Source organism: Ensifer sp. ENS10 (assembly GCF_014852025.1).
Taxonomy (GTDB): Bacteria; Pseudomonadota; Alphaproteobacteria; order Rhizobiales; family Rhizobiaceae; genus Ensifer.
This window is the reverse complement of sequence record NZ_JACVAS010000004.1, coordinates 160,934-183,634: the sequence shown is the minus strand read 5'-3', so window position 1 is coordinate 183,634 and position 22,701 is coordinate 160,934. Positions and strand designations below refer to the sequence as shown.

General features: G+C 64.1%; 20 protein-coding genes and 1 riboswitch. Of the genes, 10 read left to right on the top strand and 10 right to left on the bottom strand.

Annotated features, from left to right (window positions below; all coding sequences use genetic code 11):
• Positions 1–3: 3 nt before the first annotated feature.
• From IB265_RS16680 to IB265_RS16660, 5 genes are all read right to left on the bottom strand, one after another.
• Positions 4–885, bottom strand: a complete 882-nt coding sequence (locus tag IB265_RS16680) for an NAD(P)-dependent oxidoreductase (protein WP_057251780.1) — start codon at positions 883–885, stop codon at positions 4–6.
• Positions 886–1,092: 207 nt separating this feature from the next.
• The gene (locus IB265_RS16675; RefSeq protein WP_244495651.1) at positions 1,093–2,010 is read right to left on the bottom strand and encodes a LysR family transcriptional regulator; all 918 of its coding nucleotides are present in this window, start codon (positions 2,008–2,010) and stop codon (positions 1,093–1,095) included.
• A gap of 24 nt (positions 2,011–2,034) precedes the next feature.
• Positions 2,035–3,192 (bottom strand): M20 aminoacylase family protein, encoded by a 1,158-nt coding sequence (locus tag IB265_RS16670; protein ID WP_057252098.1) that lies wholly within the window; start codon positions 3,190–3,192, stop codon positions 2,035–2,037.
• 74 nt (positions 3,193–3,266) lie between these two features.
• Positions 3,267–3,782 (bottom strand): hypothetical protein, encoded by a 516-nt coding sequence (locus IB265_RS16665; protein WP_057251779.1) that lies wholly within the window; start codon positions 3,780–3,782, stop codon positions 3,267–3,269.
• A 14-nt stretch (positions 3,783–3,796) separates the two neighbouring features.
• Positions 3,797–4,615 carry a DUF3100 domain-containing protein gene (locus IB265_RS16660; RefSeq protein ID WP_057251778.1) on the bottom strand — a complete coding sequence of 273 codons (819 nt, stop codon included), beginning with the start codon at positions 4,613–4,615 and terminating at the stop codon, positions 3,797–3,799.
• Between the two features lie 453 nt (positions 4,616–5,068).
• On the opposite strand from IB265_RS16660, the gene IB265_RS16655 reads away from it, so the two are divergent.
• The 7 genes from IB265_RS16655 (at position 5,069) to IB265_RS16625 (ending at position 13,156) form a co-directional block, all read left to right on the top strand.
• A complete protein-coding gene (locus IB265_RS16655) occupies positions 5,069–6,094 on the top strand; it encodes an ABC transporter substrate-binding protein (RefSeq protein WP_057251777.1) in 1,026 nt (341 codons plus the stop codon).
• Positions 6,095–6,254: 160 nt separating this feature from the next.
• Positions 6,255–7,760, top strand: a complete 1,506-nt coding sequence (locus tag IB265_RS16650; RefSeq protein WP_057251776.1) for a sugar ABC transporter ATP-binding protein — start codon at positions 6,255–6,257, stop codon at positions 7,758–7,760.
• Positions 7,760–8,752 carry an ABC transporter permease gene (locus tag IB265_RS16645; protein WP_057251775.1) on the top strand — a complete coding sequence of 331 codons (993 nt, stop codon included), beginning with the start codon at positions 7,760–7,762 and terminating at the stop codon, positions 8,750–8,752. The genes IB265_RS16650 and IB265_RS16645 overlap by 1 nt, the downstream gene beginning before the upstream one ends.
• Complete coding sequence (locus IB265_RS16640; RefSeq protein ID WP_057251774.1) at positions 8,749–9,705, top strand: ABC transporter permease; 957 nt, start codon at positions 8,749–8,751, stop codon at positions 9,703–9,705. Before IB265_RS16645 ends, IB265_RS16640 begins: the two co-directional genes overlap by 4 nt.
• On the top strand, positions 9,702–10,721 hold the full coding sequence (locus IB265_RS16635; protein ID WP_057251773.1) for a LacI family DNA-binding transcriptional regulator: 1,020 nt from the start codon (positions 9,702–9,704) through the stop codon (positions 10,719–10,721). The genes IB265_RS16640 and IB265_RS16635 overlap by 4 nt, the downstream gene beginning before the upstream one ends.
• 84 nt (positions 10,722–10,805) lie before the next feature.
• Positions 10,806–12,050 carry a Gfo/Idh/MocA family protein gene (locus IB265_RS16630; RefSeq protein ID WP_057251772.1) on the top strand — a complete coding sequence of 415 codons (1,245 nt, stop codon included), beginning with the start codon at positions 10,806–10,808 and terminating at the stop codon, positions 12,048–12,050.
• Between the two features lie 269 nt (positions 12,051–12,319).
• Complete coding sequence (locus IB265_RS16625) at positions 12,320–13,156, top strand: universal stress protein (RefSeq protein WP_057251771.1); 837 nt, start codon at positions 12,320–12,322, stop codon at positions 13,154–13,156.
• 50 nt (positions 13,157–13,206) lie between these two features.
• Here IB265_RS16625 and IB265_RS16620 read toward each other — a convergent pair whose 3' ends face one another.
• Together IB265_RS16620 and IB265_RS16615 are read right to left on the bottom strand one after the other, a co-directional pair.
• Positions 13,207–13,656 (bottom strand): pyridoxamine 5'-phosphate oxidase family protein, encoded by a 450-nt coding sequence (locus tag IB265_RS16620; RefSeq protein ID WP_057251770.1) that lies wholly within the window; start codon positions 13,654–13,656, stop codon positions 13,207–13,209.
• 286 nt (positions 13,657–13,942) lie between these two features.
• Positions 13,943–14,425 carry an Lrp/AsnC family transcriptional regulator gene (locus IB265_RS16615; protein ID WP_057251769.1) on the bottom strand — a complete coding sequence of 161 codons (483 nt, stop codon included), beginning with the start codon at positions 14,423–14,425 and terminating at the stop codon, positions 13,943–13,945.
• A 159-nt stretch (positions 14,426–14,584) separates the two neighbouring features.
• Here IB265_RS16615 and IB265_RS16610 point away from each other — a divergent pair, with 159 nt between their 5' ends.
• From IB265_RS16610 to IB265_RS16600, 3 genes are read left to right on the top strand one after another with little or no spacing between them, the layout of a single operon-like run.
• Positions 14,585–15,790 (top strand): diaminopropionate ammonia-lyase, encoded by a 1,206-nt coding sequence (locus tag IB265_RS16610; protein WP_057251768.1) that lies wholly within the window; start codon positions 14,585–14,587, stop codon positions 15,788–15,790.
• A 3-nt stretch (positions 15,791–15,793) separates the two neighbouring features.
• Positions 15,794–16,969 (top strand): M20 aminoacylase family protein, encoded by a 1,176-nt coding sequence (locus tag IB265_RS16605; RefSeq protein WP_113479707.1) that lies wholly within the window; start codon positions 15,794–15,796, stop codon positions 16,967–16,969.
• Positions 16,970–17,004: 35 nt separating this feature from the next.
• Positions 17,005–18,249 (top strand): Zn-dependent hydrolase, encoded by a 1,245-nt coding sequence (locus IB265_RS16600; protein WP_057251767.1) that lies wholly within the window; start codon positions 17,005–17,007, stop codon positions 18,247–18,249.
• Positions 18,250–18,471: 222 nt separating this feature from the next.
• On the opposite strand, the gene IB265_RS16595 is transcribed toward IB265_RS16600, so the two are convergent.
• From IB265_RS16595 to IB265_RS16585, 3 genes are all read right to left on the bottom strand, one after another.
• The gene (locus tag IB265_RS16595; RefSeq protein WP_156414670.1) at positions 18,472–18,987 is read right to left on the bottom strand and encodes a hypothetical protein; all 516 of its coding nucleotides are present in this window, start codon (positions 18,985–18,987) and stop codon (positions 18,472–18,474) included.
• A 214-nt stretch (positions 18,988–19,201) separates the two neighbouring features.
• A complete protein-coding gene (gene thiC / locus IB265_RS16590; RefSeq protein ID WP_057251765.1) occupies positions 19,202–21,022 on the bottom strand; it encodes a phosphomethylpyrimidine synthase ThiC in 1,821 nt (606 codons plus the stop codon).
• Between the two features lie 90 nt (positions 21,023–21,112).
• Positions 21,113–21,241: riboswitch (TPP riboswitch) on the bottom strand.
• A gap of 95 nt (positions 21,242–21,336) precedes the next feature.
• Positions 21,337–22,701: a sigma-54 dependent transcriptional regulator gene (locus IB265_RS16585; protein WP_057251764.1), complete on the bottom strand. Its 1,365-nt coding sequence runs from the start codon at positions 22,699–22,701 to the stop codon at positions 21,337–21,339.

Sequence of the window (22,701 nt, the reverse complement as noted above, 5' to 3'; positions counted from 1 at the left end):
GTATCAGTTGTCGTTGGCGGGGCGGAAGGCGCCCATGCGGGTGAAGTCATCTGCATTGTCGAGCGGGCTCTCGGCCCAGAGCCTTGCGACAGCACGCGAAAGCGGCAGCTCGGCGCCGGTGCGCGCTGCAAGTTCGCTCGCAAGCCGCACGTCCTTGCGCATCAGCCCCATGGTGAAGCCGCTGTCGAAGCGGCCGTTCATCACCCAGGTCGGGAAATGCACCTCGCTGATCATCGACTTGCCGGAGGCGGCGTTCAGCACCTTCAGCGCCACTTCCGCGTCAAGCCCGGCCGCAAGCGCCAGCTTCAGGCCTTCGCCCGTCGTAACCATATGGGCGGCGGCGAGCAGGTTGTTGACAAGTTTGGCGACGTTGCCGGCGCCGCTTTCACCCACATGCAGCGCCTTCGCCGACATCGCCTCGATGACGGGGCCGGCAAGGGCGACGTCCGCATCGCTGCCGCCGATCATCATCGTCAGTTTGCCGCTTGCGGCACCGGCCGGCCCGCCGGACACGGGCGCGTCGATGAAGCCGTGGCCGAGGCCGGCAAGGGCTGCGGCGAGATCACGCGAGACATCCGGCTCGGATGTCGAGGTGTCGATGATCACGACCCGCGGGCTGGCCGATTTCAGCGCCTCGAGATTGGCCTCGACGACAGCGGCGACGTCCTTCGCGGTCGGCAGAGAGAAGACGATGAAATCGGTATCGAAGAAGACGTCGGCGAGCGAGGCGACCGGGGAAACGCCACCTTCGGCCGCAAGGGTGCGCCGGGCTTCCGAAAGGTCGAAACCTTTGACCGCGAAACCCTCTCGGGCGAGCGTCGTCGCGATGCCGAGCCCCATGGCGCCCAATCCCACCACGCCCACTGTCGTTCGTTCCGCCGTCATGATCTTCTCTACCCTCGTCTGGTTCTGATGATCGGGCGAAGGTGGCATGCGGGGTGGCGAGCGGGTAGACGGCGCGCCTGGTACAATGCGTTGCTGGCGTGGCAACGTCTGCGGCGTTGTCCAGCGGCGCCGAGAGGGCGCGCTTAGCTGCCGAGAACCGTGGACGGCCGTTCAGAACTAAGGGCGAGGTGGCGCGGAGCCGATGCGTCAGCCGCGGAAGGATTGCATTTCTTCCGCGAGATGTTGGCCGAGTTTTTCGACCGAGAGCGGCAGGCGGCGGTGGGCGCGCACCATGAGGTGGGCACTCGCCTCGCGCAGCAGCGGATCGGCGAGGTCGATCGCCTGCATCGCCCCGCGCGCGATTTCGACGGCAACGGCCGTGCGCGGCAGGAATGTGACGCCGAGGCCGGCGGCAACGAAGCGGCGCAGCACCTCGATCGAATGGGTTTCGAGCAGCGGCGCCAGCGCCAGTCCCGCATCGGCCGCCACCCGCGCCACCAGTTGCGTCACGCCATTGCCCTTGCCGAGCAGCGCACAAGACGAGGTCAGGCAATCGGCGAGCTTCAGGTCGCGGCGTGTTGACAGCGGGTGACCTGTCGGCACGATGACGCAGAGCGGTTGGCGGGCGATTGCCAGCGCCCGGATGCGCGGGTCGGTGAAGGGGGTGTAGGCGATGCCGATATCGGCGTCGCTGTTGGCGATGGCGTCGACCACGTCTTCGGTGCTGCCGAGCTCGACGATGTAGCGCACGTAGGAGTGCGCCCTGGAGAACGAGGAAAGCCCGTTTTCCACCAGATCGGCCATGAAGCCCTCGCCGCAGCGAATACGGATGCGGGTCTGCTGCACGCCGCGGATCTGGTCGAGCTGTTCAGCGAGCAGTCCGTTGTCTTCGAGTACCCGCTTGCCGTGTTCGAGCACCAGTTCGCCGGCATCGGTCAAGACCGTGCCGCGCGCGGTGCGTTCGAAGAGGGAAAGGCCGATGTCGCGTTCGGTGTCGGCGACCTGCCGGCTGACGACCGATGGCGCCAGCCCCATATGCTCCGCAGCACCCCGGATCGAACCGATGCGCGCAACCGCCATAAAGATCCTGAGCGCTTTCGCGTCGAGTACATCCATGGCGGTCATGGATGCGACGGAATCCCCTCGGGGTCAACGACCAAGCGATGTGGAGATGAGGCGTGTCCAGAGGTTTACGCCCTCACCGATGATCGCGTCGTTGAAATCGTAGTGCGGTGAATGCAGGCCGGGATTGGCGCCTTCGCGCCGGGCGCCGAGCCAGAGATAGCAGCCCGGGCGTTCGTCGAGCATGAAGGCAAAATCTTCCGCGGCCATGCTTGGCGGCGCGTCGACGACGGTCAATGTGGTGTCCTCGGCGGCAATGGCACGCACAAGGGCGGCGGCAGCCGGGTCGTTGATCGTGGCGGGATAACGCCGCTGATAGTCGAACTCCGCCTTGCAGTCGAGCCCTTCGGCAAGCGCCGTGACGAGTACGCGCATGCGTGTTTCCAGCGTGTCGCCGACCGATTTGTCGAACCAGCGCGTGGTGCCGCGGATCACGGCTTTTTCCGGGATGACGTTCCAGGCGTCGCCGCCATGAATCTGCGTGACGGAGACGACGGCAGCTTCGAGCGGCGAGACGTTGCGGCTGGCGATAGTCTGCAACGCGGTGACAATCTGGGCGACCGCGACCAGCGGGTCGGCGCCCTCGTGCGGCATGGCGCCGTGGGCGCCGCGGCCGGTGATGGCGATTTCGAAAACGCCGAAGGCGGCCATCATCGCATCGTCGCGCGCGACCACCGAGCCGACGTCGAGCGCCGGCCAATTGTGCAACGCATAGACGGCATCGGCCGGAAAATCGCGGAAGAGCCCGTCGGCGACCATGACCTGCGCGCCGCCTTCGGCCTCTTCGGCCGGCTGGAAGATGAAGTGCACCGTGCCGTCGAAATCCATTTCGCTTGCCTGCCGCGCGGCGGCAAGCAGCATTGCGACATGGCCATCATGGCCGCAGGCATGCATCTTGCCCTGCGTTTTCGAGGCATAGGCAACGCCGCTCGTCTCTATGATCGGCAGCGCGTCCATGTCGGCGCGGATGGCGATGGCGCGGCTCGACGTGCCGCGCGTGAGCGTGCCGACGAGGCCGGTGCCGCCATAGCCGTCCTTCACCGTGATGCCCCATTCGGCCAGCCGGCCAGCGATGAAGGCCGCAGTCTGCCGCTCTTCGAAGGCAAGCTCGGGATAGGCATGCAGGTGATGACGCCAGCGGATCGTTTCCTCGATGCGTTCGGGGCTGATGTCGTGGCGTGTCATGGTTTGCATCCTGTCGATGAAGGGATGGCTGGCCGGCCTGCGCGGGCCGGCCAATCCTTGTGTCAGGGTCTCGGTTATTGCCCGAGGCGCAGGAAGAGGTCGGCAACGACGACGGAACCCATGTAGGTGCCGACCATCACGCAGATCGCGACGATGACGATCTTCCAGCCCGAGCGGCGGGCGATGGTGAATTCGCTGGCGGTGAGCGCGAGGCCGCCATAGGCAAGCGCCGGCGTTGCCAGCGCGAGAAAGTTCAGGTGTTCAACCTGTTCGCTGACCCAGGCCGCACCCGGGACGCCGGGGATGGTGATGAGGATCGCGATCAGCGACACCCAGGCGACACCAGGCAGGTAGAAGGGCACAAAGCGGGCGAGCGCCAGGCCGACGATGCAGGCGACGTAGAGCGTTGCCATGCCCGGGAGCGCCGTCAGCGGCGAGGTGCCGGTGCCGACCCAATTGGCGATAAGCCCGATGGCGCAAGCGATCAGAAGCAGGCCGGCATGGCCGACGACATCGATCTTGCGCTCGTCTTCGGCGTTAAGAGGGAGATCGTCGGCGTAGTTGGCGGAGGTGTTGGTCTGGTTGGCCATGATATCTCTCCCGATCAGGCTTGAGCGCGACGCTCGGACGGCCGAGCCTTGTTGTAGAGCCACTCGGTCAAGGGCAGCGCGACGAACATGCCGACATAGAGCCCGGTGGCATAGGTCAGGATGTTGCTGGCGGCGGCAAGCGCGAGGATGATGTCCTTCTGGTCGGGCACGGCAGCCACGAGGCCGCCGGTGCAGGCCGCCAGCATCGAGCCGGAGCCGACGCCGCAGGACATGGCGAGCGCACGCACGTCGAAGATGCCGAGGCCATGGACGATCGGCGGCATGATGGCGAAGACGAAGGTGCCGATCAGCGTGCCAGTGGCATAGACGCCCATGGCGCCCGCACCTTCCGGCGAGTTGAGACCGTACTTGTCGGCGATCAGCGCGAGGTTCGGTTCACGGTCGATCGAATAGGTCGCGCCGACGGCCTCGCGGCCCATCTTGAGCAGGAATACCGCGACCGGGAAGGCGACGAGAATCGTGCCGAGATTGCCGAGCTCCTGGAGCACCAGCGCCGGGCCGGCCTCGATGATCTTGGAGATCTGCGGGCCGACGGTCGTTCCGAACTTGGCGATGAACGGCATGATGGCGACGGTGATCATCGCGCCGGAAAGCTTGACCGCATCGCGCGACAGGAACTTGGCGCTCGCCTTGAAAATGGCGGGATTGACGAGGATGCCGAGCGCGAAAGCGTAGAGGATCGGCAGGAAGATGACGGTGCCGATGCCGATCGGAAGGCGTTGAATGCCGATCAGCTCGGAGACGATGACGATCGCCAGCACAAGGATGTGCAGATAGAGCGCGCCCGAGGCGGCTCCGGTTTTTCCGGTCATGATGTTCTCCTCTGGTTGGGAGCCAGTTGTTGTTCTTTGCCCAGATTTCACAGTAGGGGGAGAGGGCAAATTGCGGCTAGCCGGCCGGCAAGCAACGAAGTGTTGCGATTTGAGCAACGGGCTGGCCGTCGCTCCGGCGGCAATCGGGATCAGTCCCGCAGCGCCTTCATGTCATGGCTTCATTCCTGCATTTCATTCCAGCTGGCGTCACGACGAATCGTCGTCGCCTCTGCCCCAGCTGTTGCACAGCGGGAAGGGGGTGCCAAGCGCTATTGCCCCCTCCTTTGCACTCCTCCGGAAGTGGCCAGGCGTCTGCGCGTTGCCGCATTCCATTGCTCCGGGGGTCAGGTGAGTGGCCGAAATAGAATCCTCTGTAAAAATCCCTGGAAAACCCCCATTGAAATCGATTACATTTTCTGGCTTCATAGGTTTCGCAAGATTTGGGAGGATCTTATGAAGAGATTTATCGCCGCAGCGCTTGGCGCTGTCGCTACCATTGCCATTTCCGCTTCTTTCGCCAATGCCGAGACCTTCAAGATCGGCCTGTCCAACGGCTGGGTCGGCAGCGAATGGCGCACGCAGATGATCGACGAGGCCAAGGAGGCCGCGGCGAAGTGGAAGGAAAAAGGCGTCGACGTCGAAGTCTCGGTCCAGAGTGCCAATGTCGACGTGCCCGGGCAGATTGCGCAGGTGCGCAACTTCATTGCCGAGGGCGTGAACGCCATCATCATCAACCCCAACAGCCCGACCGCCTTCGATCCGATCTTCGCTCAGGCGAAGGAAGCCGGCATTCTGGTGATCGCGACGGACGCCGAAGTGTCGTCGCCGGATGCGATCTATGTCGGCATCGATCAGACGGCCTGGGGTGCGGCCGGCGCCAAGTGGCTGGCCGATACGCTCGGCGGCAAGGGCAAGGTCGTTGCCATCAACGGCGTCGCCGGTCATCCGGCAAACGAGATGCGCGTTGCCGGCTACAAGAGCGTCTTCAAGGATTATCCGGATATCCAGGTGGTCAACGAAGTCAACGCCAACTGGGATCAGGCGCAAGGCCAGCAGGCGATGCAGAACATCCTTGCGACCTATCCTGACATCAACGGCGTCGTCGTGCAGGACGGCATGGCCGCCGGGGCCTGGAAGTCGATCATGGATGCCGGCAAGACCGGCCAGATCGCCGCCACCGGCGAAATCCGCAAGGACTTCATCGACCTCTGGGTGAAGGACAAGCTGAATTCCGGCGCGACCGTCAACCCGCCCGGCGTCATGGCGAGCGCGCTCAACGTCGCGGTGCTGATGCTGCAGGGCAAGGAACTGAAGGAGCCGGCAACGGCGGGGCAGTACAAGAACGCCATGTATCTGCCGATCCCGTTCATCGATTCCAAGAACCTCGCGGACGCGGCCAAGCAGCTCGACGGCAAGCCGGGTTATTACTCCTACACCAACGCGCTTTCGATCGACGACGCGACGGCGTTGTTCAAGTAAGCGCTGATCCACCGGGCAGCTCGCATCTGAGTTGCCCGGCGGCCAATGCCGCCGACGGCTCCCAGGGCAGGATCGTATCGGGCATGAAATCAGCTGCAGCGGAGCTCGCCAAGGCGCGACTTGAGGTGGTGCAGCAAGCAACCAAAATGGTGGACAGCCGATGTCGAAACTGAGACTGAACGGCGTGAGCAAGGCTTACGGCGCGACGCTGGCGTTACGCCGCGGCGATCTCGACGTCGCCGCCGGCGAGGTGCATGTGCTGATGGGCTCCAACGGCTCCGGCAAGAGCACGCTCTGCAAGGTCATCGCCGGCAGCGTGCGCCCCGACGGCGGCCAGATCCTGATCAATGACAAGCCCGTGACGATTTCCGGGCCGCAAGCCGCGCGCGTTGCCGGCATCGGCATCTTCTATCAGGAACTTAGCCTGGCCAGCCATCGTTCGGTCGAAGAGAACATCTGCCTCTCCGCCCTGCCGGTGAAGGCCGGCTTCTTCATCGACCGGCGGGCGCTGAAGGCGCGGGCGGCGCGTTACATCGCGCTGTTCGCCGAGGTCGCCGGCGAAGGCTTCCATGCGGAGGCGCTCGTTGGCAATCTTAGGGCCGACCAGCGGCAACTGGTCGAAATCATGAAGGCGCTCGCCAGTGAAGCACCGATCCTGATCTTCGACGAGCCGACCTCGGCGCTCGATCGCGCCCAGGTCGATCGCTTCTTCGAAATCCTGCGTGGCCTCAAGGCGCAAGGGCGCGGCGTCATCTTCATCTCGCACCGAATGGACGAAATCACCGCGATCGGCGATCGCGTGACGATCATCCGCGACGGCGAGACCATCGAGACGCTCAAGCTCTCCGATACCGATCCAGCAACGGTGATCCGGCTGATGGTCGGCGGTGCCAGCGACATGCCGGCGGCCCGGTCCTCGGCGCCAGCGGTGGTGGAAACCCGGGCGAAGGCGGCGATCTCGGTCCGAAATCTAACCGGCAAGGGCTTTCGCGATGTCAGTTTCGAGGTGGCACGGGGAGAGATCCTCGGCCTTGGTGGTCTGCACGGCCAAGGGCAGTCGGCGCTGCTGAGAGCGATCTTTGGCACAAGCGCCGTGACGTCAGGTGAGGTGACGATCGGCGGCGAACGCTATAACGCCAAGAGCCCGCGCGATGCGATCCGGCGCGGCTGCGCCTATGTCTCCGGCGACCGCGGCCGTGACGGGGTCATCAGCGGCCGCCCAATCATCGAGAATGTCACGCCGATCCACTATCTCCGCGACCGGCTGATGATTGCGCGGCCCTCAAGCCTGAAAAACAAGGCGATGCCGGCGCTCGCGGCGATGCACACGAAGTTTGCCAGCCTCTTCCATCCGATCAATTCGCTTTCCGGCGGCAACCAGCAGAAGGTGATCATCGCCCGCTGGCTGATCGACCGGCCCGACGTGCTGCTGCTCGACGATCCGACCAAGGGCATCGACCTCTCGGCCAAGGCCGATCTCTTCGCGCTGATCCGGCAGCTTGCGGCCGACGGCCTCGGTATTCTGCTCTATTCGTCTGAAGACGCCGAGCTGCTTGGCAATGCCAACCGCATCCTCGTCTTCAACGGCGGCTCGGTGACGCGTGAACTGACCGGCGACGATCGCACCCGCTACAATCTCTACCAGGCTGCATACGAGGCCGCGTGATGACATCGACAACGACCGACATGCGAACTTCCGGGGCGGGCGGCCTCCGTTCCTGGCTGGAGCGCTACCCCTTCCTGCCGGCGCTTGTGATCGTTGTTGCACTACTGGCGCTCAACGGCCTCTTCTCTCCGAATAGCCTGAGTTTTCGATCGCTGACTGGACTTCTCAGCACCTATATGGCGCTGATCATGCTGGCGATCGCCCAAACCTATGTGGTGTCCGCCGGAGACATCGACCTCTCGGCCGGCGCGACGCTGTCGCTGGTCAACGTGGCGATCGTCGTCTTGATGGAGCGCTGGGGCGGCGGTGCCGGTGCGGTGCTGCTCGCGCTTGCGCTCGGCGTCTTGATCGGCCTTGCCTGCGGCCTGGTCAACGGCCTCGTCGTCGCAGCCCTTCGCCTGCAGGCGATCGTCGCCACCTTCGCCACCAGCATCTTCTTCATCGGCCTGGCGCTCTACGTCATGCCGGTCGCCGGTACGCCGGCGCCGGCGCTCTTCTGGCACACCTATGGCGGACGCCTGCTCGGCCTGCCTTTCGTCTTCTACGTGCTCGCGGCTCTCGCCGTGCTGCTCTATCTCCTGTCGCGCACCCGTATCGTGACCGAACTGCTGGCCGTCGGCGATGACCAGCAGGCCGCCTATCAGACGGGGCTGCCGGTCGTGGCTGTCCGCATTAGGGGCTACCTGCTCAGCGGCCTCTTCTCGGCGCTCGCGGCCTTCTGCCTGACCGGCGATACGGCCAGCGGCGATCCGCTCGTCGGCGGCAAGATGACGCTCTACAGCGTCGCGGCGGTCGTGCTCGGCGGCAGTGCGCTCGCCGGCGGCTGGACGACGGTGGTTGGTTCGCTGCTCGGCGCTCTGACGATCGGCCTCGTCAACTCGCTGGTCTTCTTCATGGGCACGCCTTCGGAATGGCAGAACTTCGTCCAGGGCCTTGCCATTCTCCTGGTGTTGATGGCCGGCGTGCTTGCCGGCCGGAGGGCACGCGTATGACTGCGGTTACCACCTTCTTCAAACAGCCATTGGTCGTTGCGCTGATCCTCATCGTCGCGCTGCTTTATCTCGGTCAAAGCCTTTCGCCCGGCTTCGCCTCGGCCGACCAGATCCTGCGTCTCCTGATCGTCGCCTCGCTGCTCGGCATCGTCGCCGCCGGCCAGAACGTCGTCATTCTCGGTGGCCGCGAGGGCATCGACCTCTCCGTCGGCGGTATCGTCTCCTTGTCGGCGATCATCGCCGGCAACGTCATGAACGGCGCCGATGGCGGTATCCTGCCGGCGGTGCTGGCCTGCCTGGCGGCCGGCGCGTTCTTCGGCTTCTTGAACGGTCTCGGCGTGACGCTTTTGCGCATACCGCCGCTGGTCATGACGCTTGGCATGCTCGGCGTGCTGCAGGGCCTGCTCGTCGTCATCCGCCAGGGTATCCCTTCGGGTCGGGCCGCGCCGGGGCTTTCGGCCTTCGTCACGCAACCCTTCGCGCTCGGCATTCCCGGCATCATCTGGCTCTGGATCGCGATCGGCCTGTTGATGGCCTTCATGTTGAACCGCACCGTCTTCGGCCACCGCATCTATGCGATCGGCTCGAACGAACATGCGGCCTATATGACCGGCGTCCCGGTCCGCCTCATGCGCGTCGGTCTGTTCATGATTTCGGGCATGTTCGCTGCGATCGCCGGGCTCTGCCTGCTCGGCTATTCCGGCTCGTCCTTCGCCAATGTCGGAGAGCAATACATGCTCTCCTCGATCATCGCGGTCGTCTTCGGCGGCACCTCGCTTGCCGGCGGCAAGGGCGGCTACACCGGCACCATGGCGGGCGCCCTGCTGCTCGTCATCCTCCAGGGCATCCTGACGACGGTCAATATCGACGAATCCGGCCGCCAGATGGTGTTTGGCGCGACGCTGCTGCTCCTGATGTTGTTCTACGGCCGTGGGCGGGCGATGCGGGCATGAGCGAGCGGCCGAAAATCAAGGACATTGCGGAGAGGGCCGGAGTCTCGGTCGCGACCGTTTCCCGCGCGCTCAGCGGCTCCAGCCTGGTGACCGACGAGACGCGCAAGCGCATCCACGAGCTTGCGCGCGAGTTGAACTACCGGCCGAACGTCAGCGCAAGAAACCTGAGGACACGCCGGTCGATGTCGGTGCTGCTCGTCGTGCGAGATGTTGGCAACCCCTTCTATCTCGAGATCCTCAAGGGCGTGGAGGCGACGGCCCGGGCGGCCGGGTACGCCGTTCTCATGGGCAATACCGAGAATGATCCGGATCGCGAGGTCGAATACTTCAACATGCTGCGCGATGGCCATGCCGACGGCATGATCCTGATGACCGGCAAGCTGCCGGAGCCGCAGCCGGGCGAAAGCGCTGCGGTTTCTCACCTTCCCATCGTCGTGGCGCTCGAAATGATCGAAACTGCAGGCTTTCCGCATGTGCAGATCGACAACTCTGCCGCGGCGCGTTCGGCGGTTGAGCATTTGATTGCACTCGGGCATCGCCGCATCGCCCATGTCGCCGGCCCATTGCCGGAGGTGATGGCGATGCACCGGCGTGACGGTTACCGGGCCGCGATGGCAGCCGCCGGTCTGCCGATCCCTGAGGGTTACGAGGTGCGCGGCGACTACCTGCTCGAAAGCGGAGAGGCCTGCGTCGCCGAACTCTTCGCCCTGCCGGAGCCACCGACGGCGATCTTTGCCGCCAACGACGAGATGGCCTATGGCGCGATCCACGCCTTGCGACGGCTCGGCTGCGATGTTCCGGGCGACGTCTCGGTCGTCGGCTTCGACGATCTCTATCTGAGCAAGGCCTTCTATCCGCCGCTGACGACGGTCAGCCAGCCGCGCGCCGATATCGGCCGCACGGCGATGTCGCTGCTTCTCGATATCCTGTCCGGCGACGATGTTGCCGCTGCACCGGCCGTCGTGCTGCCGACCGCCCTCAACATTCGCGGCAGCACCGCGCCGCCGAAGAAATGACCAGAGCGGGATGAGGAAAGTGAGGGCGGTATTCCGCCCGCATCCCGCGCCGACTTCAGAAAAACGACAACCCGGGAGAACAGAATGACACAGCTACCGAAGCAGACGCTGCGTGTGGGTTTCGTCGGATCGGGCTTCATCGCCCATTTCCATCTGAAATCGATGATCGGTGTGCGCAATGTCGAGGTGACCGGCGTCTTCAGCCGCAAGCCCGAAAACCGGGAGAAATTTGCCAAGGAGGTCGCCGCACTTGGTCTTGGCACCTGCCGCACCCATGGGAGCCTGGAGGCGCTGCTGACCGCCGATGATGTCGACGCGATCTGGATTCTCTCGCCCAATTACACCCGCCTCGACGTCATGCGTACTCTCCACAAGGCGGTCAAGGATGGCCGCAGCACGGTGTTTGCCGTCGCCTGCGAGAAGCCGCTTGCCCGCACCATTGCCGAGGCGCGAGAGATGCTATCGCTTGCCGAGGACGCCGGCCTCAATCACGGCTATCTTGAAAACCAGGTGTTCTGCACGCCGGTGCTGCGCGGCAAGGAGATCATCTGGCGGCGCGCCGTCTCGACCACTGGTCGCCCCTATCTGGCGCGCGCCGCGGAGGAACATTCCGGCCCGCACGAGCCCTGGTTCTGGCAGGGCGACAAGCAGGGCGGCGGCGTGCTCTCCGACATGATGTGCCACAGCGTCGAGGTGGCGCGCTACTTGCTCACGGCGCCCGGCGCACCGCGCAACTCACTGAAAATCAAGGCTGTCAACGGCACCGTCGCCAACCTCAAATGGACGCGACCCAATTATGCCGAACAATTGCGCAAGCGCTTCGGCAACGAAGTGGACTACCGCAACCGGCCGTCGGAAGATTTTGCCCGCGCCACGGTGACGCTCGAAGACCAGGACGGTAACGAACTGATGATCGAGGCGACCACCTCCTGGGCCTATGTCGGCGCCGGGCTGCGCATCCAGCTTGAACTGCTCGGGCCGGAATATGCGCTCGAATACAATTCGCTGAGCACGGGCCTGAAGATCTTCATGTCGCGCGAGGTGAAGGGCTCCGAAGGCGAGGATCTTGTCGAGAAGCAGAACGCCGAGCAGGGTCTGATGCCGGTGCTTGAGGACGAAGCCGGTGTCTATGGCTATACCGATGAGAACCGCCACATGGTCGAGTGCTTCCGCAAGGGCGAGAAGCCGCTCGAAACCTTCGAGGACGGGCTCGCCGTCGTCGAGATGCTGATGGGCCTCTACCGCTCGGCGGAAATCAACGCGACGCTCAAGTTCCCGGCACCGGAGCTCGAGCACTACGTGCCGGTCGTCGCGCGCCGAAGTGCCTGACGACCGCCTTTCCTCCCCGAACTCCATCACCAAACGTAGAGGTGTCGAGACGACGGGGCCACGTTCTGGGTCGTGCAGTTCATCGGCGGCGCTATGCGCCCATCCCACCTGTTCTCGCCGCCGCGAAAGACTGCGGCTGCGTGAGGGCAAAACTCTTTCGGAATTATACGCCCATGTCCGCGATCTTTGTTGACGGGGATCAATGCCGCCGCACGGGCTTCTACCTACGCTGATGCTGACCCCAAATCTGGTCGCCAGGAGAAAACCCGATGACATACAAGACCATTCTCGCCGTCGTTGGTGTCGATCATTCCGTGGAGCATCTGCGTTCGGCAGCACAGGTCTGTGCTTCCGCAAACGCCCACCTCTCCCTGTTGATCGTCAAGCTCGCCGCCTCACCGCCGATCGGCGATTATGCCGCCGCCATCTCCATTGATTGGCTGAACGAGCGGCAGCGTGACGTCGACAAACTCGAATCCTGTGCGGAAAAAGCTGTTGATGTTCTCACCAAGGAAGGCATCTCGTTCGGCGTCGAGACGAAATATACCGAGGTCGCCTGGGCCGATGACGAGATCGGCGAGCGTGCGCGTTACGCCGACCTGACGCTGGTCGGTGATGGCCTGATGCTGGACCCGGAACTGCGCTCCCGCACCATCGACGGGACGTTGTTCAGCTCAGCGCGCCCAGTCCTCATCATGCCCAGGGGCAAGGCCGTGCGGCTTGATCCGAAGACCGTGGTACTCGCCTGGAACTCCAGGCTGGAAGCCGCGCGCGCGGTGCGTGAAGCGCTCGATCTGCTGATCGGAGCCGAGACCGTCTACGTCACGATGGTCGACCCCCGTTCCGCCTATGGCAAGAACGGTGAGGAACCGGGCGCCGATATCGCCGGCTATCTCGCGCGGCACGGCGTTTCCGTCTCCGTCGAGAGACTGCCGAGCGGCGGACATCCGGTTGACGACGTGATCAATCGGTTTGCGTCGGATGTTGCGGCCGACCTGATCGTCATGGGTGCCTATGGGCACTCCAGGATGCGTGAACGCGTCTTTGGCGGCGTTACCCGTTCGATGCTCGAAAACGCCGTGGTCCCCGTGCTCATGGCGCATTGACCGGCAGCGCCCGGAACGGCGCGCAGCATTTGCCTGCGCGCCGACAATCGTTAGCCGGCAGAGGCGGCACGTCCGGTCACATCGTCGATCTCGATTTCGAAAAAGAGATGCGGCGATGCGCCTGCAACCGGCTGTTCACCGGGCTTCAGGCCACCCGGTTCCCACCAGTTGATGCGCTGTTCGAGAAGCGACCAGGCATTCATGCGCTCGCGGTGCCATTGCTTGGTGTCCGGCAGTTCCTGGTAGCGGCCGTGGATGACGACGCTTCGCCAATTCTGCCGATCCGTTGCCGTGTCGACCTGTACGCAGACACGCGGATTGGCGCGCATCCAGTCTATCTTCTGCCCGGGCATCGAAAAGCTGTAGAGCCGGTTGGCGGCCAAAGCATATTGGATGGGAACGATATAGGGCTGGCCATCTCGGGTACAGCCCAGGCGGGCGATATGGTTCTCAGCGACAAGGTCGAGACATTCCTGTCGCGTCATTTCTCTGATCAACATGAGGCTCTCCTCTTCTAAAGAGATCGTCCAACCGCCAGTCTCCGCCGACCAGGTATCCTGGCATTGATCTCGCTCAAGTCTCGTCGATTTCGGCTGCGTCCGTCGCCAGGCCCGAAGGCGGAGACGGATATGCGCCCGCCTCGTCGCTCGAAACCGTCGACGCCTTTCTGACATCGATCGGCGCCGGCCAGCCGCTAGATGCGGAAGCGGAGAAAAAGGCGCTCACGGGCTCGAAATAGGGGGGTGGAACAACGCCATTCGAACGGCGACTGTTAGTGGCACCACTCTAAATCGGCACCGACAGGCCGACCTTGACCGGGTCCATCGTCACGAAGGTGCGGAACCGCCTGATATTGGCATTGCCGAAGAACATTCGCCGCGTAAAGGCCTCGTAGTCGGCCATCGTCGGCACGATGACGACGAGCATGAAATCGACATCGCCGGTCACGTAGTAGCATTGCTGCACCTCGGGCGCGGCGGTGAATGCCACCTTCGCCGCGTCGAGCAGGGCGATCTGCTCGCTCTCGACCTCCACCTCTACCAGGATCGTCAGCGCCTGGTTGACGCTGACCGGATCGATCAGCGCGACATTGGCGCGGATGACGCCGGTTTCCTCCATGCGCTTGATCCGCCGCTGAACGGCCGGAGCGGATAGATTGACCGCTTCGCCGATCTGGCGCTGCGGCGTCGTGTTGTCCTTCTGCAGAATGGCGAGGATCGCGAGGTCGAAACGATCCAGTTCGACCTGGGGTTTTTTCGAAGGGGCCATCCGGTGCCTATCGGTTCATGCGTTCAGAGCGGTTGTGAGCGGAATGCCATGCGTCGGCATACCTGATCTGCTTTACAAACTTGCATCAGCGGTGATCATTTAGAGCGCATTTCTCGCCCGCGATGAAATAGATTTTCGCTGGTCTACGGAGATTGCACCATGTTCCTTGCCAACACCCATGCCGATTTCGGCCATCACCTGCTGCCCGAGGATGAGGACATGCTGTCGCTCGCGGCCGCAGCAAATGTCGAGCGGCAGCTTGCCCGGCGCCCCGATCATCGGCCGACACCGCTTCATGCCTTGCCTGCCTTGGCCAGCGAGATCGGTGTTGCGTGCATCTTCGTCAAGGACGAAGGCCATCGCCTGGGCCTTGGAAGTTTCAAGGCGCTCGGCGGCTCCTATGCTGTGATCCGTCTGGTGATCGAAGAGGCGGAACGGCGTCTCGGGCGCAGCCTCGATCTCGATGACCTCGATCAGCCCGAGGTCCGGGCGATTGCCGGGGCGATGACCTTCGGCTGCGCCACCGATGGCAATCATGGCCGGTCCGTCGCAATGGGCGCCCGGCTCGTTGGTGCGAGATCGGTGATCTTCGTGCATGCGGGCGTCAGCGAGAAACGCATCGAGGCGATCGCTCACTATGGCGCCGAGATCGTTCGGGTGGCCGGCACCTATGACGATTCTGTCCGCGAGGCGGCGCGGGTCTGCGACGAGAATGGCTGGACGGTGGTTTCCGACACATCCTGGCCCGGCTACGAATACATTCCCGGCCTGGTGATGCAGGGCTACACGGCGCTGCTCAGCGAGGCGTTGCGGCAGATGGAAGAGCCGCCGACCCATGTCTTCGTGCAGGCAGGCGTCGGTGGCATTGCCGCCGCCACCGCGGGACATCTGGCGTTGCGCTATGGAGCGGAGAGACCGCGTTTCGTCGTCGTCGATCCCGCACGGGCCGCCTGCCTCTACGAAAGCGCCAAGGCGGGGCAAACCGTCAAGGTACCACATGGCGAGCCGACCATCATGGCGATGCTCGAATGCTACGAGCCGTCGCTCGTCGCCTGGCGTATCCTGTCCCGCGTGGCCGATGCCTTCATGACCGTCGATGATGAGGACGCCGTTTCGGTCATGAACCGGCTCGCGCGCCCGAAGGGGGCTGACCCGGCGATCGTCGCCGGTGAGAGCGGTGGCGTCGGGCTGGCCGGGCTTCTGGCGGTTGCCCGAGATCCGGCGTTGCGGGAAGCGCTCGGATTGACCGCACAGTCGCGCGTCTTCGTCATGAATACCGAGGGGGCCACGGATCCCGAGCGTTATGCTGCCTTGGTGGGTCTGTCGCCCGAGACTGTCGCGAACACACCGAACGAAAGAGGGTGACTCATGGTGGGAATCGACTTTGATCGGCTTGTCGAGGATATGACCGCCTGGCGCCGTGATCTGCACGCGCATCCGGAATTCGGTTTTGAGGAGCAGCGCACCGCATCCTTCGTCGCGGCGAAGCTTCGAGAATTCGGGCTCGACGAGGTCGTGGAAGGCGTCGGCGGCACCGGTGTCGTCGGCCGGCTGAAACGCGGCAGTGGCAATCGCGCCATCGCCCTTCGCGCCGACATGGACGCGCTCCGGATACCGGAGCAGGGAGAGCAGTCCTATCGCTCGACCCGGCCCGGCACTATGCATGCCTGCGGCCATGACGGCCACACCGCAATGCTGCTCGGGGCAGCGAAAATGCTGGCAGAAGGCGGAGGCTTCGACGGCACCGTTTGTTTCATCTTTCAGCCGGCCGAAGAGTGGGGCAAGGGCGCGCTGGCGATGCTCGACGACGGCCTGATGGAGCGCTTCCCCTTCGACGAGATCTACGGCCTGCACAACATGCCGGGGCTGCCGGTCGGCCGCTTCGAGACCCGTGTCGGCGCGATCATGTCGGCGGAGGACAATTTCGAAATCGTGCTGAAGGGTGTTGGCGGGCATGCGGCGCGGCCGCATTGGGGCAATGAGACGCTTGTCGCGGCTTGCGCTACCGTCGTCAATCTGCAGACGATCGTCTCGCGGCGCCTTTCGCCGACGGATATCGGCGTCGTTTCGGTGACCGAACTCTTGACCGACGGCACGCGCAATGCCTTGCCCGGCCTCTCCCGGATCCTCGGGGACGCCCGCAGCTTCCGCCCCGAGGTCAGCGCCAAGATCGAGGCGGAGATGCGCGTGATCGCCAAGGGCACGGCGGATGCCTATGGCTGCGAGGTCGAGGTCAGCTACACACGCGAGTTCGTGCCGCTCATCAACGACCCGGCCTTGACCGGCCACGCCTTTGCTGCGGCGCAAGCGGTGTTCGGGCCTGAGAATGTCGCGACGGCCGCTGAGCCTATGACCGGTTCGGAGGATTTCGCGCGCTTCCTCGAGCACGTGCCGGGCTGCTTCGTCTTCATCGGCAACGGCGAGACGTCGGCGCCGCTGCACAATCCGCGTTACGATTTCAACGATGATGCCCTGATCTTCGGCGCGCGCTACCACGCGGAAATCACCCGGCAGAGACTGGCGCCGACTGAGCCCCGGCCATGAACAGAAATCCGCATGAAAGCAGGACAGCCAAGCCAATGCAGACCATCGATGCCGCGCGCCTCCTCGGGCGTATTCACGATCTTGGCGAGATCGGCCGCGATCCCCACGGGCAATTGACGCGACTGGCCGGTTCCGACAACGACAAGGCTGGCCGCGATCGCCTCGTCGCCTGGATCGAGGCGGCGGGTCTCGAAGTCGCCATCGACCGCATCGGCAATATCTTCGGCACCTGGCGCGACGAGGGTAATGCCGGCGAGGCGCCCATCATGCTCGGCTCGCACGTCGACACGGTCATCAATGCCGGCATCTATGACGGCTGTTACGGCGTGATTGCCGCGCTCGAAGTGATCGAAACTTTGAGAGAGCGCGGTCTGACGCCGGCCCGGCCGATCGTCGTTGCCGCCTTCACCAACAAGGAGGGCGTGCGTTTTGCGCCCGACATGCTCGGCTCGCTCGTCTATGCCGGCGGGCTGCCGGTGGAGAAGGCGCTTGCGACCGTCGGCACAGATGGCGCGGTGCTGGGAGAGGAACTCGCGCGGATCGGCTATGCGGGCAATGTCGAACCGGGGTTCCTCATCCCCCACGCCTATGTCGAGCTCCATATCGAGCAGGGACCGGTGCTGGAGCGCGAGGGCATGGCAATCGGCGCGGTCGAAAACCTGCAGGGCATTTCCTGGCAGCGGGTGACGATCGACGGTGTCGCCAATCACGCCGGCACGACGCCGATGGCGATGCGCTGTGACGCCGGGCTTGCGGCCGCCCGCATCGGCCTTTTCCTGCGCGATCATATAACCCGCTCGAACGCTCCGAGCGTCGCGACCATTGGCACCATGCGTTTCGAGCCGGACGCAATCAACGTCATTCCGTCGCGGGCGGTCTTCACCGTAGACCTGCGCGACCCGGACGAGGATCGGCTGCAGGCGCTGGAGGCGGCGCTTGCGGATTTCCTCCTGCGTGTCGCCGCTGAAGAGGGTGTCGAGATATCGGTCGAGCGCCTGGCGCGTTTCCAGCCGGTCGCCTTCGATCTGGGCATTGTCGCCACGATCGAGGCTTCGGCGAAGGCGCGGGGCCTGAAGAGCCGGCGCATGACTTCGGGCGCCGGCCACGATGCGCAGATGATCGCACGCATCGCGCCGACGGCGATGATCTTCGTGCCGAGCCGCGACGGCATCAGCCACAATCCGCGCGAACACACGGAGGCGGATGATCTGGTTGCCGGGGCGAATGTGCTGCTCGATGTCGTCGAGCGGATTGCTTGCAGCGGCTGGAAAGGCAGTTAGGAATACTCGCGGCGAGAAAGACGATGGTCTGTATCCGTAACTCCGCCGCCACACTCCGGCAGGTCGTGATCGGGATAGACATATCTCGAATGTAAAGCTCTGACGCCGGCTGATCTGTTCTCGCGCGTCAGAACCCGTTCCTACCGCACATCCGGAGTCCGGTTTCGAGAAATAGCGCAGGTCCCCCTCCGTTGCGACGAAGTTGACCTGTCTTCAAGGCTCTCATTTCGTGTCAACGGTCTTCTGCCGGGCAGACGATTCAGGCTGGCTCCGTTCGAAGCGCCTTTCCGGCGTCTGGCGGAAAAGGTTAAGGAAATTGCTGCCGCCGTGCCAGACCTTGCCGCTTGGTCCGTAATCCCGTGAGTCGCGCATCGATGAGTGGGGCTCGCTGTGGCTATCGCTGTCGATGACGGCAGCACCTCCGCCGCCTGCGCCGGTGCCGCCGGGAACGCCGCCTACGCCGCTGCCGTCACCGGTGCCCCAATCGCCACCACCCCCATCGCCGCCACCCTCTGTGCCGTTGCTTCCGCCGCTCCCGACGTTTTCGCCACCTTGGTCGCTGCCATCAGCGCCATTTTCACCATTCCCGCCGACATCGGCGTCGTCCGCATGGGCGGCGGAAATCCAGGAAAAACCCGCGGCAAAACTCCCGCTGTCGTCGAGGCGTGGCAGATCTCCAGCGAGTGCCACAAGGCCGCCTATCGACAGGGCCGTCAGTCTCAGCAGGCGTGTCCTCAAGTCATTCTCCTCGTAAACGGCGTTTTTTTCGTCGTCCTGCAAGAGCGCCGCAGAGGACGGCAGCTTGGCGTGAATGACGGGTCCGCCGGCGGCGACTTTTGCGTGAGTTTTACATATCGTTCAACCGATAAGGGGGCAAGCTATTCCCCCAGGGCCCAGCATCCGCCTTGCCGTCGGAAGGGACTACGAGGCGTCCCTCCCGACGTGTTGCGCTTTAACTCTTAGCTTCGACCTCAGCGACCGGCATATAGAGATCGCCGCCCTCGCGGTATTTCGCGGCCATTGCCTCCAGCCCTTCCTTCTGCGCTTCCGCACGAATGTCGTGCGAGATCCGCATCGAGCAGAATTTCGGGCCGCACATGGAGCAGAAATGCGCGACCTTGTGTGCCTCCTTCGGCAGGGTCTCGTCGTGGAAGTTTCGGGCCGTCTCCGGGTCGAGAGAGAGGTTGAACTGGTCCTCCCAGCGGAACTCGAAGCGGGCGCGCGAGAGAGCGTCGTCGCGCACCTGGGCGGCCGGGTGACCCTTGGCGAGATCGGCGGCGTGGGCGGCGATCTTGTAGGTGATGACGCCCACTTTGACGTCGTTGCGGTCGGGCAGGCCCAGGTGTTCCTTCGGCGTGACGTAGCAGAGCATGGCGGTGCCGAACCAGCCGATCATCGCAGCGCCGATGCCTGACGTGATGTGGTCGTAGCCCGGAGCGATGTCCGTCGTCAGCGGCCCAAGCGTATAGAACGGCGCCTCGCCGCAGACGGCGAGCTGCTTGTCCATGTTCTCCTTGATCTTGTGCATCGGCACGTGGCCGGGGCCCTCGATCATCACCTGACAATCCTTCGCCCAGGCGATCTTGGTGAGTTCGCCGAGCGTTTCGAGTTCGGCAAACTGCGCCGCGTCGTTGGCATCGGCGATCGAGCCCGGGCGCAATCCGTCGCCGAGCGAGAAGGAGACGTCATAGGCGCGGCAGATGTCGCAGATCTCCTCGAAATGCTCGTAGAGGAAGCTTTCCTTGTGGTGATGCAGACACCACTTGGCCATGATCGAGCCGCCGCGGGAGACGATGCCGGTGACGCGATCGACGGTGAGCGGGATGTAGTGCAGGCGTACGCCAGCATGGATGGTGAAATAATCGACGCCCTGTTCGGCCTGCTCGATCAGCGTGTCGCGATAGACCTCCCAGTTGAGGTCCTCGGCAATGCCATTGACCTTTTCCAGAGCCTGGTAGAGCGGCACGGTGCCGATCGGCACCGGTGAATTGCGGATGATCCATTCGCGGATGTTGTGGATGTTGCGGCCGGTCGAAAGGTCCATAACCGTATCGGCGCCCCACCGCGTCGCCCAGACCATCTTCTCGACCTCCTCGGCCATCGACGAGGTGACAGCGGAGTTGCCGATATTGGCGTTGATTTTCACCAGGAAGTTCCGCCCGATGATCATCGGCTCGGATTCCGGATGGTTGATGTTGGCGGGCAGGATCGCTCTGCCGCTGGCGATTTCCTGGCGCACGAACTCCGGTGTCACATGGTCGGGGATATGGGCGCCGAAGCTTTCGCCGTCGCGAGCTATCGCGCGTGCCGCATCGCGGCCGAGGTTCTCGCGGATCGCCACGAACTCCATCTCCGGCGTGATGATGCCGGCGCGGGCGTAGGCAAGCTGCGTTACCGCCTTGCCGCCAGTCGCCTTGAGCGGCGCGTGCTGGAACGGGAAGGTCGGCGTCAGCCGGTCGCCGCTGGCAAAACCGTTGTCTTCAGGACGGACGATGCGCCCCTCGTAGGTTTCCACGTCGCCGCGCCCGACGATCCAGTTGCGACGGAGTCGCGGCAGCCCCGCCTCGATGCTGATCTCCGCATCGTCGGCGGTATAGGCGCCGGAGGAATCGTAGACGGTAACCGGCGGCTCGCCGGAGGTCGGGTGCAGCGCGATCTCGCGCATCGGCACGCGGATATCCGGGTGGAGGATGCCTGATTTGTGGACCTTGCGGGAGGCGGGAAGCGGGCCTTGGGTGACCGTGAGAGGGGTGGGCTTTGTGGCAATATTCATGACGAGGCTCCAAGTTTGCGATTGGAGACCCAGTTCTGATGCCGGAAGGATGAAAGACGCTCCGCCAGGTGCTGGACGCACGGAATCCTGGCTTCGATATCTGCACCGTCCCTACGCCAGTATGAACTGGATCAGGTTCAACGGGTCACTGCGCCACAGCCGGTAAGCCGGCCATCCAGCAGAATCTCAGCCCCTTGCGGGACCCCCCTGGTGAATGCCCAAGAGATAGCCATCGAACGGCACGGGTCGTCAAGCGCGAATTCGCCCGTCGACGAAGATGCAATTTTTGGGTGTATTTTGGCCGCTGACGAGAGTTAGCTGCCGGATTTTTCCGGAACGCCGCGCTCCGCATAGTCGGCTCGGTTGATGCCGTGGCGCTGGAGCTTGTCGTAGAATGTCTTGCGCGGAATACCGAGCGCCTCGATCGTCGCCTTGACGTCGCCGCGCTGGGCGCGAAGCACTTCCTTCAGGATCTCTGCCTCGTAGTGTTCGAGCCGTTCCGGTAGCGCGAAACCCGGCTGTTCTGCTGGCGCAACCGGCTGTCCCAGCGGGCCTTCGACGCCGAGCGCCACGCGTTCGGCAAAATGTGAGAGTTCGCGCACATTGCCGGGCCAGGCATGGGTCATCAGGTGTTGCTGCACTGCCGGCGAGACGTGAGGCACGTCCCGCTTGAAGCGCTCCGCCGCCCGCGTCAGGAAGTGCGAAAAGAGCAGCGGGATATCATCGCGGCGCTCGCGCAGCGGCGGGATCGACAGCGTTACGACGTTCAATCGGAAGTAGAGATCTTCACGAAAGTCCCCGCGCTGGGCCGGGTCGCCGAGATCGATCTTGGCGGCGGCGATGACGCGAATATCGACGGGGCGCACCTGGTTGGTGCCGAGCGGCGTGATCTCGCGGGCTTCGAGAACGCGCAGCATCTTGACCTGGGTCGCCGGCGGCATCGCCTCGATCTCGTCGAGGAATAGCGTGCCGCCGCTCGCGTGTTCGATCCGGCCCACACGCTTCTTCAGGGCGCCGGTGAAGGCGCCCTGTTCGTGACCGAAGAGTTCGCTCTCGATCACCGTTTCCGGCAGCGCGCCGCAGTTCAGCGCCACGAAATTGCCGTCGCGGCGCCGGCTCCAATTGTGGAGCAGCGTCGCGACCACCTCCTTGCCGCTGCCGGTTTCACCGGCGACGAGCACGTCGACATCCGTGTCGGCGATGTGCCGGATCGTCTGGCGCAAGCGCTCCATGACCGGCGTCTGGCCGATCAGCGGCAGGCTGTCGCCGGCCGTTTCGGCCGCCCGTTTGAGCGCGCGGTTCTCCATGACGAGACTGCGCTTTTCCAGCGCGCGGCGCACGCTCTGCACCAGCCGGTCGGCGGCAAAGGGTTTTGGGATGAAGTCGTAGACGCCATCCTGCAGCGCCTGAACTGCCATCGGTATGTCGCCGTGGCCGGTCACCAGGATCACGGGCAGGTCGGCATCGAAGGCAGCGATGCGGCGAAAGAGCTGCAGCCCGTCGATGCCGGGCATGCGGATATCACTGACGACAATGCCATCAAAATTCGCGTCGAGGGTTCCCAAGGCTTCGGCGGCGCTTGCAAGCGAAGTGACGGCGAATCCGGCGAGCTCCAGCGTCTGCGTCATCGCCTTGCGCAGATCGTTGTCGTCGTCGATGAGGTAGACGGATGGCTGCAT

Excerpts from the sequence above, each read along its gene's own strand:
- IB265_RS16620 (WP_057251770.1), bottom strand. The coding sequence starts at position 13,656 with ATGTTGATCAGAGAAATGACGCGACAGGAATGTCTCGACCTTGTCGCT.
- IB265_RS16635 (WP_057251773.1), top strand. The coding sequence starts at position 9,702 with ATGAGCGAGCGGCCGAAAATCAAGGACATTGCGGAGAGGGCCGGAGTC.
- IB265_RS16605 (WP_113479707.1), top strand. The coding sequence starts at position 15,794 with ATGGTGGGAATCGACTTTGATCGGCTTGTCGAGGATATGACCGCCTGG.
- IB265_RS16665 (WP_057251779.1), bottom strand. The coding sequence starts at position 3,782 with ATGGCCAACCAGACCAACACCTCCGCCAACTACGCCGACGATCTCCCT.
- IB265_RS16660 (WP_057251778.1), bottom strand. The coding sequence starts at position 4,615 with ATGACCGGAAAAACCGGAGCCGCCTCGGGCGCGCTCTATCTGCACATC.
- IB265_RS16615 (WP_057251769.1), bottom strand. The coding sequence starts at position 14,425 with ATGGCCCCTTCGAAAAAACCCCAGGTCGAACTGGATCGTTTCGACCTC.
- IB265_RS16600 (WP_057251767.1), top strand. The coding sequence starts at position 17,005 with ATGCAGACCATCGATGCCGCGCGCCTCCTCGGGCGTATTCACGATCTT.
- IB265_RS16680 (WP_057251780.1), bottom strand. The coding sequence starts at position 885 with ATGACGGCGGAACGAACGACAGTGGGCGTGGTGGGATTGGGCGCCATG.
- IB265_RS16585 (WP_057251764.1), bottom strand. The coding sequence starts at position 22,701 with ATGCAGCCATCCGTCTACCTCATCGACGACGACAACGATCTGCGCAAG.
- IB265_RS16630 (WP_057251772.1), top strand. The coding sequence starts at position 10,806 with ATGACACAGCTACCGAAGCAGACGCTGCGTGTGGGTTTCGTCGGATCG.
- IB265_RS16625 (WP_057251771.1), top strand. The coding sequence starts at position 12,320 with ATGACATACAAGACCATTCTCGCCGTCGTTGGTGTCGATCATTCCGTG.
- IB265_RS16645 (WP_057251775.1), top strand. The coding sequence starts at position 7,760 with ATGACATCGACAACGACCGACATGCGAACTTCCGGGGCGGGCGGCCTC.
- IB265_RS16675 (WP_244495651.1), bottom strand. The coding sequence starts at position 2,010 with ATGACCGCCATGGATGTACTCGACGCGAAAGCGCTCAGGATCTTTATG.
- IB265_RS16670 (WP_057252098.1), bottom strand. The coding sequence starts at position 3,192 with ATGACACGCCACGACATCAGCCCCGAACGCATCGAGGAAACGATCCGC.
- IB265_RS16655 (WP_057251777.1), top strand. The coding sequence starts at position 5,069 with ATGAAGAGATTTATCGCCGCAGCGCTTGGCGCTGTCGCTACCATTGCC.
- IB265_RS16640 (WP_057251774.1), top strand. The coding sequence starts at position 8,749 with ATGACTGCGGTTACCACCTTCTTCAAACAGCCATTGGTCGTTGCGCTG.
- IB265_RS16610 (WP_057251768.1), top strand. The coding sequence starts at position 14,585 with ATGTTCCTTGCCAACACCCATGCCGATTTCGGCCATCACCTGCTGCCC.
- IB265_RS16650 (WP_057251776.1), top strand. The coding sequence starts at position 6,255 with ATGTCGAAACTGAGACTGAACGGCGTGAGCAAGGCTTACGGCGCGACG.
- thiC (WP_057251765.1), bottom strand. The coding sequence starts at position 21,022 with ATGAATATTGCCACAAAGCCCACCCCTCTCACGGTCACCCAAGGCCCG.